The following is a 15,405-nucleotide window of genomic DNA, read 5'->3' on the forward strand; positions in this document are numbered from 1 at the left end:
CCCTAAATGTTCGATCTAGGCTGGACGGAGCTATTGCTCATCGGCATCGTGGCCTTGATCGTGGTGGGGCCCAAGGACTTGCCTGGAATGTTTCAGGCGGTCGGCAAGTTTGTCGGCAAGGCAAAGGGCATGGCGCGCGAGTTTAGCCGCGCTATGAATGACGCGGCCGATCAGTCCGGCGTGAGCGACATTCAAAAGACCTTTAAAACCGCGTCAAACCCCATGAAAACCGCGATGGATGAGGTGCGCAAGACCACCGACAGCGTCACGCGTGATCTCAAGGAGGCGACCAAGCCAGAGCTCACCGTAGAGCAAAAGGCCGCCGCTGAAAAGGCGCGAGAAAAGACTGCAGAACTGGCCGAAGCCCGCAAGGTTACCAAGGCGGAAGCCGCACCTGCTGCCACGGCTAACACCAAGCCTAAGGCCGCAGCCAAGCCTAAGGCTGCGCCTGCCGCTAAGGTCGCTGCACCCGTAGCGAAACCCAAGCCCAAGAAAAAGACCAAGGCAGAGGATCAGGCATGAGTCCGCGCGACGAGATCGACGATAGCAGCGCGCCCCTGATCGAGCATTTGGCCGAACTGCGCACGCGCCTGATCCATTCCGTAGTGGCCTTCATTATCGGCATGGTGATTTGCTTTACCGTTGCGACACCGATCTTTAATTACCTGACTGCGCCGCTCTGTTCGGTGCTTGCCGATCGCGGACAGGATTGTGACCTGATCTTTATCAGCCCTCAAGAAGGCTTCTTTGTTGCGATCAAGGTGTCGCTCTTGGGCGGGTTCATCCTAGCGTTTCCCTATATTGCCAACCAGCTCTGGCGATTTGTGGCACCGGGGCTCTACAAATCCGAAAAAGGCGCGTTCCTGCCTTTTCTCGTTGCCTCGCCGTTCATGTTTTTTCTCGGGGCCGCTTTTGCGTTTTATGTGGTCACACCGCTGGCCTACGACTTCTTTCTAGGGTTCCAGCAATTTGGCGGCCAAGGTGAGGCTGTTGAGGGTGGCACTGGGGCTGCGCCGCTTTCGGTCGTATTTCAGGGCTCAGCTCAGGAATATCTGAACCTGACCATCAAATTCATCGTGGCCTTTGGTTTGTGTTTTCAGCTTCCTGTGCTTCTGACTTTGATGGGCAAGGCGGGGCTGGTCAGCGCCGATGGGCTTCGTTCGGTGCGCAAATATGCCGTCGTCGGCATTTTGATCCTCGCGGCTCTGGTGACGCCGCCGGATGTGGTTACGCAGATCATTCTTTTTGTGGTGGTCTACGGTCTCTATGAGATTTCGATCCAGCTTGTCAGTCGCGTTGAAAAGAAACGCGAAGCTACATTGCGCGCCGAGGGGCTGTGGTTTGAGGAAGAAGAAGAGGCGGATGCCGATGTGGCAGCGGACGAGGACGGCGCTCTGACCACTACGACCGAGGACAAGGGCAAGATCTGAATGAGCGTTGATCCATTGGACCGTATCGCCGCCGCGCTGGAGCGGATGGCACCGGCACCGCTGTCGGCCCCAGATTTCGACGTTGCCGATGCCTTTGTCTGGCATGTGGCCCCGGATCGGCTGGAACCTGTGACACAGGTCAGTCGGGTTGATATGGATCTCTTGGTCGGCGTCGATCGCTCGCGTGACACGCTTTTGCAGAATACGCTGCAATTCGCCCGTGGATTGCCTGCAAACAATGCCCTTCTCTGGGGCGCGCGCGGCATGGGGAAATCAAGCCTTGTCAAGGCGGTGCATGCGGCTGTTCGCGCACAATCCCTGCCGCTCAAGATCGTGGAGCTGCAACGCGAGGACTTGCCTTCGGTGAGCCGGTTGCTCAATCTGCTGCGCGGTAGCAAAGCCCGGTTTCTGTTGTTTTGTGACGATCTCAGCTTTAGCCACGATGACCAACATTACAAATCACTCAAGGCGGTCTTGGATGGTGGCATCGAAGGGCGTCCCGATAACGTGGTGTTCTACGCCACGTCAAACCGTCGCCACCTTATGCCACGGGACATGATCGAGAATGAGCGTTCATCCTCTATCAATCCCTCTGAGGCGGTTGAGGAAAAGGTGTCGCTCTCGGATCGCTTTGGTCTTTGGCTGGGCTTTCATCCCTGCGATCAGGACCAATATCTGAGCATGATCCGGGGCTATTGCGATGCCTACGGTGTAGTGATCGACGATGAAACCTTGCGGGCAGAGGCAATCGAATGGCAGGCCACGCGCGGTGCGCGTTCGGGTCGGGTCGCCTGGCAGTATTTTACCGATCTGGCGGGGCGGCGCGGCGTCGCAGTGGGATAAGCGGTCAGAATTCTGATCCGCACAAGCAACACACATAGCCAAATTCCTAACCCCTTCCGACTGCTTGACGCAGAAAACCGCGTGTTCCCGCTCTGTTCTCAGAATTATCTTGGAAGCGGGGCCTGTCTCGCCTATGTGTGGGAGAGGTGAGTCCGGGGTGTCAGAATGGCCGATCTGAAGTATATCGAAGTGCGCGGTGCGCGCGAACATAACCTCAAGAACATTGACGTGGACATCCCGCGCGACCAATTGGTTGTGATCACCGGACTTTCAGGTTCGGGTAAATCATCGCTCGCCTTTGATACGATCTATGCCGAAGGGCAACGTCGTTATGTGGAATCGCTCAGTGCCTACGCCCGGCAGTTCCTCGATATGATGGAAAAGCCGGATGTCGATCACATCAGTGGCCTCAGCCCGGCGATTTCCATTGAGCAAAAAACAACGAGCAAGAATCCGCGATCAACCGTCGGCACCGTGACCGAAATCTACGACTACATGCGTCTGCTGTTTGCCCGCGTCGGCACGCCGTATAGCCCTGCGACCGGCCTGCCTATTGAGGCGCAGCAGGTGCAGGATATGGTTGATCGAGTCATGGCGATGGAGGAAGGCACGCGCGCCTATTTGCTTGCCCCTATCGTGCGCGACCGCAAGGGCGAGTATCGCAAGGAGTTCCTGGAGCTGCGAAAATCCGGCTTTCAGCGGGTCAAGGTCGATGGCGAATTCTACGAGTTGGACGAACCGCCCACACTCGACAAGAAATTCCGCCACGATATCGACGTGGTGGTCGATCGGTTGGTGGTGAAGGCGGGGCTTGAGACCCGGCTTGCCGACAGTTTTCGCACCGCGCTTGATCTGGCCGACGGGATCGCCGTTCTGGAAACCGCGCCCAAGGACGGCGAGCCAGAGCGCATTACCTTTAGTGAGAAATTTGCCTGTCCGGTCAGTGGATTTACGATCCCCGAGATCGAACCCCGCCTGTTTTCGTTCAACGCGCCGTTCGGGGCCTGTCCTGAGTGCGATGGTCTGGGGGCCGAGTTGTTCTTTGACGAACGGCTGGTCGTGCCCGATGAGGCGCTCAAGGTGGCCGATGGGGCGATTGCGCCTTGGCGCAAGGGCAAGAGCCCATATTTCACCCAAACCATCAATTCGATTGCCAAGCACTATGAGTTCGACAAGAACACACCGTGGAAAGACCTGCCCGCGCATGTAAAACAGGTTTTTTTACATGGCTCTGGTGAGGAAGAAATCCCGTTCCGTTACGATGAAGGGGGCCGCGTCTATCAGGTCAGCCGCGTGTTCGAGGGTGTCATTCCAAATATGGAGCGGCGCTATCGAGAGACAGATTCAAACTGGGTGCGCGAGGAATTCGAACGCTATCAGAACAACCGCCCTTGCGGGGCCTGTGGCGGATTTCGCCTTCGGGCTGAGGCACTTGCCGTGCGTATTGCCGGGCTGCATGTGGGGCAGGTGGTGCAAATGTCGATCCGGGAGGCGCTCGATTGGTGCGTCACGGTACCGGAGCATTTGGGCAAGCAGAAGAATGAAATCGCCCGTGCCATTCTCAAGGAAATCCGGGAACGGTTAGGGTTTTTGAATAATGTCGGCCTTGATTACCTGACGCTTAGCCGCAATGCAGGCACCTTGTCGGGCGGCGAGAGTCAGCGGATCAGATTGGCGAGCCAGATCGGTTCCGGCCTGACAGGTGTGCTCTATGTGCTGGATGAACCGTCTATCGGACTGCATCAACGGGACAATGGGCGGCTCTTGCAGACGCTGCGCAATCTGCGGGATCAGGGTAATACGGTGATCGTCGTTGAGCATGATGAAGAGGCTATTCGCACCGCTGATTATGTCTTTGATATCGGGCCCGGCGCCGGTGTGCATGGTGGTCGGGTGGTCAGCCACGGAACGCCCGAAGAGGTCACCCATGATCCGGCGTCGCTGACCGGACAGTATTTGTCAGGGGCGCGCGAGATTGCGGTGCCTGCGGTGCGACGCAAGGGAAATAAGAAAAAGGTGAGTGTTATCAACGCGACAGGGAACAATCTTAAAGCGGTATCGGCGGACTTTCCGTTGGGAAAATTCGTCTGCGTCACCGGTGTTTCGGGGGGGGGGAAATCCACCTTGACCATCGAGACCTTGTTCAAGACAGCCTCGATGCGTCTGAACGGCGCGCGTCAGACCCCGGCTCCGTGCGAAACAATCAAGGGGCTGGAGCATCTGGACAAGGTTATCGACATTGACCAGCGTCCCATTGGACGGACTCCGCGTTCGAATCCAGCCACTTACACCGGGGCATTCACGCCGATCCGGGACTGGTTCGCCGGACTACCAGAGGCCAAGGCACGGGGTTACAAGCCGGGACGCTTTAGCTTTAACGTTAAAGGCGGGCGCTGTGAGGCGTGTCAGGGCGACGGTGTGATCAAGATCGAGATGCATTTTCTGCCGGATGTCTATGTGGAATGTGAGACTTGCAAGGGCGCGCGCTATAATCGCGAGACCTTGGAAATTCACTTTAAAGGCAAGAGCATAGCTGGTGTTCTTGATATGACGGTTGAAGAGGCCCAAGAGTTTTTCAAGGCGGTGCCGTCGATCCGTGAAAAGATGGATGCGCTGATGCGGGTCGGGCTGGGGTACATCAAGGTGGGTCAGCAGGCGACGACGCTCTCGGGTGGTGAGGCGCAGCGCGTCAAGCTGAGCAAGGAACTGAGCAAGCGTTCGACGGGGCGCACGCTCTATATTCTTGATGAACCGACCACGGGTCTACACTTTGAGGACGTCAATAAGCTATTGGAAGTACTGCATGAATTGGTTGATCAGGGCAATTCTGTCGTAGTGATCGAGCACAATCTCGACGTCATCAAGACCGCCGATCATATCATCGACATTGGCCCCGAAGGCGGGGATGGCGGGGGTGAGATTGTGGCGCTTGGGACACCGGAAGAGGTGGCGGAGGAACCACGCAGCCATACGGGGCGGTATCTCAAGGAAATTCTCGCCGCGCGCCGGGTCGCGGCGGAGTAGGTTGGTGGGCCGGGCCGTACGGTTGTGCGGGAGAACCGTACGTTTTACGCTCCTTTTATGTCTCGCACTCTGGATCGGCCTTAGTCTGCATTTTCAGATCGCTGCCCCGCTCGTCTATCTGCTCTATACTGCCTTGGCGCTCTGCTGCCTTGTGGCGGCACGGTTCATTCTGCGTGGGCAATGGGGGCGGGTCTGGGGACTGAGCGCAACGGTGCTGCTGATCTGGTCAATGTGGTGGATGAATATTGCGCCGCGTCAGGATCGAAACTGGATGGCGGAGGTCGCGCGCGGTGTCACCTCCGAGCAGGGTGTCGGTGATCTGGTTCGCGTCCGCAATGTCCGAAGCTTTCGATGGTCTGGCCCGACCGAGGCGGTTGAGGAGTGGTACGATCTAGACCTAGATCCAGCGACGCTCCGGTCGGTTGATATAATCATGTCGATTTGGGACAGCCCGGAGATTGCCCATACGCTGGTCAGTTTCGGATTTGCTGACGGGCGGCACATCGTTTTTTCGGGTGAGATTCGCAAAGAGGTGGGCGAGGAATTCTCGACTCTTGGTGGGTTTTTCAAGAAATATGAGTTGGTTTTGATCGCCGCTGACGAGCGCGACATCGTTCATCTGCGGACCGATGCGCGAGGAGAGACGGTTTCGCTCTATCCCGTCGCAATGTCGGCGGCGCAGCGGAGTGCGTTATTTCTGGCGTTTCTGGACTATGGCAACGCTCTGGCGCAAGAGCCGCGCTGGTATCACACGCTGTGGACCAATTGCACCACGATGCCTTACCGGCTTGTGCGGGGGGTGTCGGATCGGGTGGTGTTTGATCCACGGGTGATCTTGTCGGGCCGTCTGCCGGGCTATCTGTATGATTTGGGCGTATTGCCGGATGCGGGCGCTGTGCCGCTTGAGGTGCTCAAAAAGCGCGCTGAGGTTCCACGCCGCGCTGTAACGGGGCTAAGCGGCGTGGAATATTCGCGGATGCTGCGCGAGGGGTGGCAGGAATAGGCAGAGCGCGCCTATCCCGCCATGATGCAAGGGCGTCTTTGAGTTTCATGGAAGACTGAGAACGCTTTGATTGATGGGGATATCGGCGCTTCAATCCGAAAGATTTCTTGGATTTCTCTGAGATTTGATCAGTTCAGCACCGCTGCAGCTGCGCCAATCAGGTCCAGAATTTCGCGGGTTTCACGGTTAACGCGGTACACCTGATCGCCGACCCGGTAGTAGGTTTCGTTGCGGTCGAGGCCGTAGCGCTCGGGATTGCGCAGAATGATGTAGTCATCGCCAATCCGGTCTCCGATGCGGTAATAGCCATGTTTTTTGGCCTGACCGGGAGGCTGGCAGCCATTGTGTTTCTTCGCAAGACCGGGCGGGCAATCGTTGCCCCCGGCGAAGGCAGGGGACCCGCCCAAGGCGATGCCCATCACAAAAAGGGTTAGTATACGTTTCATGGCCTGTCCTTTCGTATCTGCGAAAGCACATGGGGTTAACCCCGCCCGGTTCCAAGGCCGAGCAGGGGGCATAGGCGAAAGCCCGCCGTTATTTCTTGAGCGAACAGGTGGACAAGCCAAGGATCGAATAGAGCGGGCAGTATGCCATTAGGCCTGTGAACAGCGGAATGACACCGATCAGGTAAAGCCAGCTGTAGGTCCCGTTGCTATTGAGGAAAAGCCCAGCCAGAAGCGTGAGACCGAGAATGATGCGCAGGGCACGATCGATGGAACCGACATTTTTCTTGAGCATTGATACACCTTTGACATGTGGGGCCGGAATAGCCCGGAAGTATGTCAAAATAATATCATGCCGCACGCACCAGTGTCTGTGATCTGGTCACAAAGAAGCGGTTATTATTTGAAGTTGCGGCTCTCTTTGATTTGCTCCCAAGCCCAGACGACCTGTTGCAACTGTTCTTCCTGGCTGCGGTCGCCGCCGTTAATGTCGGGATGCAGCACCTTGATCAGAGATTTGTAGGCCTTGCGCAGTTCGGCCTTGGTCCAGGTGTCCTCGGCTTCGAGAATCTCGATGGCGCGGCGCTCGGTGGGGGGCAGTTTACGGGTGCCACCCTTTTTCTTGCCGGGATTCTGGGTGGCGTTGACGCCAAGCACCTGATGCGGGTCCTCAATGCCCAGCCGGGCCCAAGCGCGGGCCTCGGGATCGGTGATGCGGCGGGTTTCCCGCTCCCAAACCTTGTCCTTGGACATTTGCGCGTTCAATTCGGCCTCTGTGGTGCCGTCAAAGAAATTCCATTTCAGATTATAGTCACGCACATGCTGCTGGCAGAACCAGAAATAGTCGTCGAGCACATCCGGGGCCTTGGGCGCACGGTATTTGCCCGCCTCCTGACAGCCTTCGTGATCGCAAAGCCGTGTTGATGTCTCGGATGCACCGGACATGCCGCGCCGACCACGCGGGTTTTTCTTTTTGGCCGAAGACACGGACATATCGAAACCGAAGGGATCTGATTTGGACATAGGGCAAACCTTTGCGAGTCGGAGACGAGAGTTTATGCCAAAACGCGGCGAATTGAAGGGGCAGACGGAAAAATATTCCGGGGTGAACAGGTAGGATCAGTCCTTGACAGTGGTGTTTTCGTGTTTCCCGAAGCGGGTGGGTTGGCGCGGCGCGGGCCCGTTATCAGGTCTCTGATGGGTCGGTTTCGGGTCTGACGATGGGCGGGGTCTTGGGGGGCGCTGCGGGGGTTGTGACAGTGGCGGGTGCCAACACCTCGCGGCGAAAGACCGAGATCGAGCGATAGACGGTATGGGTTGAGGTGAGGCCCTGCCGTTCTTCGCTGGGCAGGATATCGGTGCGTAAATACTCCCACCCCGTGCGGGCCATGTCATTGAGCAGATCCTCGACGCCCAGAGCAAACCGCGCCTCGGGGGTTTTGACACCGGGGGCCTTGCGACCGCGTGTCGGGGCGGGCAGGACCTTGTATTCGTAAACAGGCATAACGGCTCCGGTCTGGTGCAGGCGCCATATCCTACGCGACTGGGCCATGGGTGCAAGCGAAACACGAAACCCCGGACCAATGATCCGGGGTTTCGACACTGGACAGGACGGGACGCGGGTTATTTCGGTCCGGGTCCGATCACCATGATCATCTGGCGACCTTCCATCTTGGGCATATTCTCGATCCGGCCGACCTCTTTGATATCCTCGGCGATGCGTTCGAGCAGTTGGCGACCCAAGTCCTGATGCGCCATCTCGCGACCGCGGAAGCGCAGGGTAATCTTGACCTTGTCACCGCCTTCGAGGAATTTCACAACGCTGCGCATTTTGACCTGATAGTCATGCGTGTCGGTGCCGGGTCGGAATTTGATTTCCTTAACCTCGATCACCTTTTGCTTTTTGCGCGCTTCGGCCTCGCGTTTTTGCTGTTCGTATTTGTACTTGCCGAAATCCATGATCTTGCATACCGGCGGCTCTGCGCTCGGTGAGATTTCAACCAGATCAAGCCCCGCCTCTTCGGCCATTTCGAGCGCACGTTGAGGGGTGACAACCCCGACGTTTTCGCCATCTGCGCCGATCAGGCGGATTTCATCACAGCGAATGCGGTCATTGATACGGGGGCCGGTTTCGCGCGTCGGAGGCGCGTTGTGGGGTCTGCGGGCTATGGCTTTGTTCCTTCGATCGTTTGTGCAAAAGGGTGAATTCGACGCTGCAAGTTAAACGCGGAGGAGCGCGCTTTCAAGCTGCAAATCGGCCGATCTGAGCCGAAAGCCAGTCAATTCCCCCTTGTGCCTTTCCTTTTGTGTCTACATCTGGAAGGGAGGTGCAAAGGGCGATGCGGCAAGCGCAAGGGCCCGAGAGATTTTGGGAGACGGTTATGAAAAACCTGATTTGGATTTTGGTTGCGGCCGTGGTTCTGGGGGGCGGCTATTTGTTGTTCAGCGGCAAGTCGGTCACTGAGGTCGTCGATAGCGTGAGCGAGAGCGCCACTGAGGTCGAAGCCCCGGCAGCCTTGGAGGATGCGGCGGCTTCGGTTGGCGAGGCGGCCGAGGCGGCCGCCGAAACCGCGACCGATACAGCTGCGGCGGTTTCCGAGGCTGCGACCGAGGCCGCGTCTGATGTGGTCGAGGCTGTGACGGAGACGGCGACAGAGGCCAGCGAAGCCACGACCGGGGCCGTGGAGAGTGCCGCCGAAGCGGCCGAGACCGCAGTTGAGGCTGCGACAGAGGCGGCAACCGAGGCGGCAGACACTGCGACCGAGGCCGCGACAGTCGCAGAGGAAAGCGCCGTAGAGGCGGTCGAGGCGGCGCAGGATGTTGCTACCGAAGCGGCGGCAGACGCTGTGTCGGCGGCCGTTGATCAGCCCGCAACGGCGGCAGAGGTTGCGCCCGAGGCATTGACGGTCGAGGGATTTGACATGGGGCAAGTTCAGACCCTGCTTGAAGGCTCTGATCTGGGGATGTTGCAAAAGACGGTTCTGCTGGAAGGCATCAAGGCCGCGCAGGACAATCCCGAGTTGCTGAAAGCGGCGCTGGAGGCGGCGCGTGCGGCGCTTGGCTATTGAGCGCTGAAATCACATGAATAAACCCGCGCAAGGTATTGGCCCTGCGCGGGTTTTTTTTATTTCTAACGATTGCGTATCTCAGTCCAGAAACGCCTTTTCCACCACATATTCCTTGGGGTCGGAATTGGCGCCTTCGCGCAACCCGTAGCCTTCGAGCATGTCCTTGATCTCAAGGTTGAAGGCGAGGTTGCCGCAGACCATGGCGCGGTCGGTTTCGGGGGCCAAAGGGGTCACGCCGAGATCGGAGAACGCCTCGCCCGAGCGCATCAGATCGGTGATGCGGCCCATCTTGGGGCTCTCTTCACGGGTCGTGGTGGGGTAATAGCGCAGTTTGTCGGCAAAACCCTCACCGATGAGTTCAGCCAGCATTTCGTCGTTGCGGATGCTCTCGATCAGATTGGCGCCGTATTGCAACTCTCCTACTTCGCGGCAGGTGTGGGTGATGATCACCTCGTCATAATCGCTATAGGTCTGCGGATCACGCAGGAGCGAGGCAAAGGGTGCAAAGCCGGTGCCGGTGGCAAAGAACCAAATGCGTTTACCGGGCAACAGGGCGTCATGCACCAGTGTGCCCACAGGTTTGGGTCGCAGGATGATTTCGTCGCCCACCTCGATATGTTGCAGGCGGCTGGTCAGCGGGCCATCCTGAACCTTGATCGAATAGAATTCCAGCTCGTCATCCCAAGAGGGTGAGGCGATGGAATAGGCGCGCAAGAGCGGCTTTTCCTTGCCGGTTTTCTCATCGGTTTGCATGAGGCCGATCATCACGAATTCGCCGGAACGAAAGCGCAGAGAGGCAGGCCGCGTCACCCGGAAGGAAAACAACCGGTCGGTCCAGTGTTTCACCTCTGTCACAGTCTGCGCATCGGGAATCGCAAGGGTTTTGGGCGCTTTTGCGGTCGCTTGGGGCACGGCGGTCATCTCGTTCATGGTGTCAACTGCCGGTGAGTTAAACCGACATCCTCTTCTAATCTTTGATTCAGGTCAGGTGAAGGCGATAATCAGCCGCGCAGGCGCGCCTGATAGTCATGGCCCTGCCAATCGGCCCGGAAAAGCCAATCGGCTTCGGGTTGACGCGCGGCAAGTGCGTCGGAAATTTCCACCTCGTCAAAGCCAGCGCGCCGCGCCATGGCGTATTGGTCGGCAATCACGTGACCGCGGGCACGCAAGCGGCCCCGGTAACCCATCAGGCGCAATTGCCGTGCGATGGAAAAGCCGCGCCCGTCTGCGGCGGAGGGGAAATCCACGCGGATCATGGTCAGGCCATCCAGCCGCCCGGCCAGCGTTGCGGGGTGGGTGTCATTGGGCAGATCGAGTGCCGTGGCACTTGTGTCGGCCTCGGAAATGGGGGTGATGGGGGCGGTCCAATCGTCGGAGCCAAAGCCCCGGTCGGTGACGATGACAGTCATGCGGAAACTCCTCTTCGCACCATCTTGCCATTGACAAAATGGATGCCACATTCGGTTTTATCCTGATCGCGCCAACGGCCCGATCGTGGGTCTTCGCCCGGTTTGACGGGCGTGGTGCAGGGCATACAGCCGATGGAGGGATAGCCGCGCGCCACCAGCGGATGCCGGGGCAGGCGGTTTTCGTCCATATAGGTGCGGATATCCTCGGGCGCCCAATGCGCCAGCGGATTGACCTTGATCCGACCGGTGCCGTCCTCGACTTCGAAAAAGTCGAGCGTGGCGCGGGTGCCCGATTGATAGCGTTTGCGCCCGGTAATCCAGCCGTCAAAGCCATCGAGCGCACGTTGCAGCGGTTCCGTCTTGCGCAGGGCGCAGCAGGCGTCCGTATCGCGTTGATTCAGCGTGCCGTGCGGGTCGGTGGTGGCCACGGCAGAGGGGGCTGCGCGGATGATCCGCAGGTCACGCAGATTGAGGCGCTCTGCCAGTTCCTGTTGGTAGACCAGCGTTTCGGCAAAGAGCATGGCCGTGTCGATGAAGATCACCGGCGTCGCGCGGCGGGTGACAGAGACCATGTGCAAGAGCACCACAGATTCCGCGCCAAAGCTGGACACGAGCGCCAGTTGCCCCGCTTGCGGGTCGCGCAACGCATGCTCCAGCACCGATACCGCCGAGTGATGGCGGTATCGGTCATTGAGCGCGTGAACCCGTGCGGTCAGGTCACTCTGCGGCATGGGCGCGGGCCTCTTGATCGTAGAGCGCGGATTTGAAAGGAGCCATGCCAAAGCGGTTGTAGGTCTCGAGGAAGGTTTCATCGGGACCCTCGCGCAGATCAAGATAGGCAAAGATCAGACGCTCCACCGCCGGCACAATCTCGTCATAGGCAAAGCCCGGTCCGGTGCGGGTGCCGATCACCGTGGTCTCGGACGGATCGCCGCCAAGAGTGATCTGGTAGTTTTCTACCCCCGCCCGGTCGAGACCGAGAATGCCGATATGGCCGACATGGTGATGGCCGCAGGCGTTGATGCAGCCCGAGATCTTGATCTGGAGATGGCCCACCTCATGCTCGATCTTGAGTTCTTCGAGGCGGGTGGCAATGCCTTGGGCCACGGGGATCGAGCGGGCGGTCGCCAGCGCGCAGTAATCCATGCCGGGGCAGGCGATGATATCCGAGGCAAGGCCGATGTTGCCAGTGGCCAGCCCTGCGGTTTTCAGCGCGGCATGCACGGCGGGAATATCGGCCAAGGCCACATGCGGCAGCACGAGGTTCTGCGCGTGGCTGGCTCGGATGTCATTGTGGCCATAACGCTCTGCCAGATCGGCCACGAGTCGCATCTGATCGGCGGAGGCGTCGCCGGGTGTGGCCCCATGCGCCTTGAGGCTGATGGTGACAATGCCGTGATCGGCGTGTTTGTGCGCTGTCACGTTGGTATCAGACCACGCGCGGAATACCGGATTGGTGTCGCGGGCGGTATAATAGGCGGCGGCGTCGCGCTCGGGCAGGGTGGGCGTGACAAAGGCCGCGTTGATCTGCGCAAGCCAGTCCTGATCGACGCCGGTGAAGGCGGCGCGGCGGTGCGGGAATTCCGCCTCGACCAGATTGCGGATTTCATCGAGGCCGTTTTCATGCACGGTGATCTTGATCCGCGCCTTGTATTTGTTATCCCGCCGCCCGATGCGGTTGTAGGTGGCCAGCACCGATTCCAGATAGGGCAGAAGGTCGGCGCGCGGCAGGAAATCGCGCAAGCGTTTGGCCACCATCGGCGTGCGGCCCATGCCGCCACCCACCCAAACCTCAAAGCCCCGCGCGCCGTCGCGCTCAATGATCTTGAGACCGATGTCGTGGCTCTTCATCACCGCGCGGTCGGTGTCGGAGGCGATCACTGCGATCTTGAATTTACGCGGCAGGAACTGAAATTCGGGATGGTCGGTGGACCATTGCCGGACCAGTTCGGCCACCGGGCGCGGGTCTTCGATCTCATCCGCGGCGGCACCTGCGAAATGGTCTGAGGTCACGTTGCGGATGGTGTTACCGGAGGTCTGAATCGCGTGCATCCCCACCTCTGCCAGAGCATCGAGCATGTCGGGGACATCGCTGAGTTGCGGCCAGTTGTATTGAATATTGGTGCGGGTGGTGAAATGGCCATAGCCCTTGTCCCAACGTTCCGCGAGATAGGCAAGCTGGCGCAGTTTTGCGGCGTCGAGCGAGCCGTAGGGGATGGCCACGCGCAGCATATAGGCGTGCAGTTGCAGGTAGAGCCCATTCATCAGGCGCAGCGGCCTGAACTCGTCTTCGGTCAGGTTACCGGTGATGCGGCGGTCCACCTGAGCGCGGAACTGGCGGTTGCGTTCCGCGACAAAAGCGGCATCGAAGTCATTGTATTGGTACATTTTTGTCTCCTGCGCGTGTCGCGTGGGTCAGGCGTGATTCAGGCTATCGGCCTGTTTGCCGTGAAAGAGGTTCGAGGGGCCCTTGCGGCGAAAATCCTCGCGGAAATGGGTGGGTTCAGGACCATTCGGGCCGGGATTGACCTCGGCCAGATAGGCACCGACAATCTCGCCCACGCGGGCCTGCGCCTGGAGCAGACGCAGATCGGCATCGGCCTCGTCGGTCAACACCTCTGCCTCTGCCAGATCGCGCGCCCATGTGTCGGCGGTGGTGAGGTAGACCACATCGCCCTCGATCAGGGCATTCGCGGTGACGACCTTGGGGGTGAATTCGCGGGCCATGTCAGGCAAGCTCCTGTTTTGAATGATCTAATTGCGCCTCTGCCGCACGCGGGCTGAGACCAAGGAAGGTGAGGGCGGGGCCGGTGAGATCGGCCTCGGTCAGATCGGCGGGCAGGCGGTCGAGGGTGGTGGCGAGGACGCGTTGATCGGGACGGCTGACATTCTCGATCACAGTCACGGGGGTTGCGCGGTCGGCACCGTGCATGATCAGGCGACCCTGAATGAAGCGGGCGGATTTCTTGCCCATGTAAATTGCCGCTACCTCGCCGGGACGGGCCAGCGCGTGCCAGTCATGATCGGCAAAGCCCTTCATGTCATGGCCGGTCAGGAACCGCACAGAGGCGTTGCGGCCGCGTTTGGTGAGGCTTTGGCCGATGCTGGCGACCGAAGCCGAAGCGGCGGTGATACCAGGGACCACATGCCAAGAGATACCGGAGGCGGTAACCGCCTCGATTTCCTCGTCAAGGCGGCCAAAAACAGTAGGATCACCGCCCTTGAGGCGCACGACCTGCGCGCCGGCGGCGGCATGTTCGACGATAAGCGCGTTGATGGCCTCCTGCGACATGGAGGCCCCAAAGCCTTCTTTGCCGGCGTCGATCAGGATCGCCTCGCGGCGGGCAAGCTCGAGAATTTCGGGTGTGACCAGTCGATCGTGGATCACCACATCGGCGGTATCAAGCGCCTTGCGCGCCTTGAGGGTCAAAAGCTCGGGGTCACCGGGACCGGCGCCGACAAAGGCCACATGACCTTCGCGCGGGTGTTCATTCTGATGTTTTTCAAGGCTGGCCTGCAGGGCAGTCTTGACGTGATCCTCGCCGCCCTGATCCATCGCGCGGGGACCGGTGTTGAAATAGTAATCGGCCCAGAAATCGCGGCGGCGGCGGCCCATGGGCAGCACATCGGCCGCCTTGCGAAAAGCCTTACCGATCCGGGCAAGGGGGCCGAGGGTGGCGGGCAGGCGTGCCTCAAGATCGGCCTTGATGGCGCGGGCCAGAACCGGTGCGGCACCCTCGGTGCCGATGGCGACGGTGACCGGATCACGGTCGACAATGGCGGGGGTGATGAACTGACTATCCATCAGATTATCGACGATATTCACCAGTGCACCATCGGCGCGCGCAAGGGCTGAGGTGCGGGCATCCTCGACCGTATCTTCATCTGCGGCATAAAAAAGTACGGCACAGAGCGCATCGCCGGGCTGAAATGCGCGGCGGACAAGGCGCAAATTACCCTCAGCGGCCCATTGTTCGATCTCGGGCGCGGGGTGCCGGGCAAAGACGGTGAGATGCGCCTCTGTCTTGCGCAGAAGCCGCAGCTTGGCCAAGGCCGCCTCGCCACCGCCCGACAGGACGATGCGGCGGCCCTCTACGGCGAGGAAAATCGGAAAGTGCTTCATCTGGCGCGCCCCGGGAACGGTTTGACTTCTTTGCTAATATAGGAAATATTCCCGGTTAAACG

The 15,405-nt window shown here is 59.4% G+C and carries 17 protein-coding genes; 6 read left to right on the forward strand and 11 right to left on the reverse strand.

The genetic code is table 11. The features are described 5' to 3' along the window. Window positions 1-6 precede the first annotated feature (6 nt). The 5 genes from tatB to ACN0SW_RS08365 all read left to right on the forward strand — a co-directional run bounded on the left by tatB (window position 7) and on the right by ACN0SW_RS08365 (window position 6,300). Window positions 7-522: a Sec-independent protein translocase protein TatB gene (tatB, locus tag ACN0SW_RS08345; RefSeq protein WP_417727459.1), complete on the forward strand. Its 516-nt coding sequence runs from the start codon at window positions 7-9 to the stop codon at window positions 520-522. Beyond that, window positions 519-1,430, forward strand: a complete 912-nt coding sequence (tatC, locus tag ACN0SW_RS08350) for a twin-arginine translocase subunit TatC (protein ID WP_417727460.1) — start codon at window positions 519-521, stop codon at window positions 1,428-1,430. Before tatB ends, tatC begins: the two co-directional genes overlap by 4 nt. Then, a complete protein-coding gene (locus ACN0SW_RS08355; protein ID WP_417727461.1) occupies window positions 1,431-2,273 on the forward strand; it encodes an ATP-binding protein in 843 nt (280 codons plus the stop codon). 165 nt (window positions 2,274-2,438) lie between these two features. After that, window positions 2,439-5,297: an excinuclease ABC subunit UvrA gene (gene uvrA / locus ACN0SW_RS08360; protein WP_417727462.1), complete on the forward strand. Its 2,859-nt coding sequence runs from the start codon at window positions 2,439-2,441 to the stop codon at window positions 5,295-5,297. A gap of 4 nt (window positions 5,298-5,301) precedes the next feature. Next, window positions 5,302-6,300 (forward strand): DUF4105 domain-containing protein, encoded by a 999-nt coding sequence (locus tag ACN0SW_RS08365; RefSeq protein WP_417727463.1) that lies wholly within the window; start codon window positions 5,302-5,304, stop codon window positions 6,298-6,300. A 128-nt stretch (window positions 6,301-6,428) separates the two neighbouring features. Here ACN0SW_RS08365 and ACN0SW_RS08370 read toward each other — a convergent pair whose 3' ends face one another. The 5 genes from ACN0SW_RS08370 to infC form a co-directional block, all read right to left on the reverse strand. Then, window positions 6,429-6,746 carry an excinuclease ABC subunit A gene (locus ACN0SW_RS08370; protein ID WP_417727464.1) on the reverse strand — a complete coding sequence of 106 codons (318 nt, stop codon included), beginning with the start codon at window positions 6,744-6,746 and terminating at the stop codon, window positions 6,429-6,431. An 88-nt stretch (window positions 6,747-6,834) separates the two neighbouring features. After that, window positions 6,835-7,038 (reverse strand): DUF2892 domain-containing protein, encoded by a 204-nt coding sequence (locus ACN0SW_RS08375; RefSeq protein ID WP_417727465.1) that lies wholly within the window; start codon window positions 7,036-7,038, stop codon window positions 6,835-6,837. Window positions 7,039-7,142: 104 nt separating this feature from the next. Beyond that, window positions 7,143-7,766, reverse strand: a complete 624-nt coding sequence (locus tag ACN0SW_RS08380) for a DnaJ domain-containing protein (protein ID WP_417727466.1) — start codon at window positions 7,764-7,766, stop codon at window positions 7,143-7,145. Between the two features lie 163 nt (window positions 7,767-7,929). Then, window positions 7,930-8,247: a hypothetical protein gene (locus ACN0SW_RS08385; RefSeq protein WP_417727467.1), complete on the reverse strand. Its 318-nt coding sequence runs from the start codon at window positions 8,245-8,247 to the stop codon at window positions 7,930-7,932. A gap of 119 nt (window positions 8,248-8,366) precedes the next feature. Next, entirely contained in the window at window positions 8,367-8,912 is a 546-nt protein-coding gene (gene infC / locus ACN0SW_RS08390; protein WP_417727684.1) for a translation initiation factor IF-3, read from the reverse strand. Between the two features lie 212 nt (window positions 8,913-9,124). Between infC and ACN0SW_RS08395 the strand changes: the two genes are divergently transcribed. Then, on the forward strand, window positions 9,125-9,811 hold the full coding sequence (locus tag ACN0SW_RS08395; protein WP_417727468.1) for a translation initiation factor 3: 687 nt from the start codon (window positions 9,125-9,127) through the stop codon (window positions 9,809-9,811). A 78-nt stretch (window positions 9,812-9,889) separates the two neighbouring features. On the opposite strand, the gene ACN0SW_RS08400 is transcribed toward ACN0SW_RS08395, so the two are convergent. The 6 genes from ACN0SW_RS08400 to cysG form a co-directional block, all read right to left on the reverse strand. After that, window positions 9,890-10,741 (reverse strand): ferredoxin--NADP reductase, encoded by an 852-nt coding sequence (locus ACN0SW_RS08400; protein ID WP_417727469.1) that lies wholly within the window; start codon window positions 10,739-10,741, stop codon window positions 9,890-9,892. Window positions 10,742-10,812: 71 nt separating this feature from the next. Next, complete coding sequence (locus ACN0SW_RS08405) at window positions 10,813-11,220, reverse strand: DUF934 domain-containing protein (protein WP_417727470.1); 408 nt, start codon at window positions 11,218-11,220, stop codon at window positions 10,813-10,815. Then, window positions 11,217-11,951, reverse strand: coding sequence for a phosphoadenylyl-sulfate reductase (locus tag ACN0SW_RS08410; protein ID WP_417727471.1), 735 nt, complete (start codon window positions 11,949-11,951; stop codon window positions 11,217-11,219). Before ACN0SW_RS08410 ends, ACN0SW_RS08405 begins: the two co-directional genes overlap by 4 nt. Next, entirely contained in the window at window positions 11,938-13,608 is a 1,671-nt protein-coding gene (locus ACN0SW_RS08415; protein WP_417727472.1) for a nitrite/sulfite reductase, read from the reverse strand. The genes ACN0SW_RS08410 and ACN0SW_RS08415 overlap by 14 nt, the downstream gene beginning before the upstream one ends. A gap of 27 nt (window positions 13,609-13,635) precedes the next feature. Continuing rightward, complete coding sequence (locus ACN0SW_RS08420) at window positions 13,636-13,947, reverse strand: DUF2849 domain-containing protein (protein WP_417727473.1); 312 nt, start codon at window positions 13,945-13,947, stop codon at window positions 13,636-13,638. A gap of 1 nt (window position 13,948) precedes the next feature. Continuing rightward, window positions 13,949-15,343: a siroheme synthase CysG gene (cysG, locus tag ACN0SW_RS08425; RefSeq protein ID WP_417727474.1), complete on the reverse strand. Its 1,395-nt coding sequence runs from the start codon at window positions 15,341-15,343 to the stop codon at window positions 13,949-13,951. Between the last annotated feature and the right edge of the window lie 62 nt (window positions 15,344-15,405).

Source organism: Roseovarius sp., assembly GCF_048262375.1.
Lineage (GTDB): Bacteria > Pseudomonadota > Alphaproteobacteria > Rhodobacterales > Rhodobacteraceae > Roseovarius.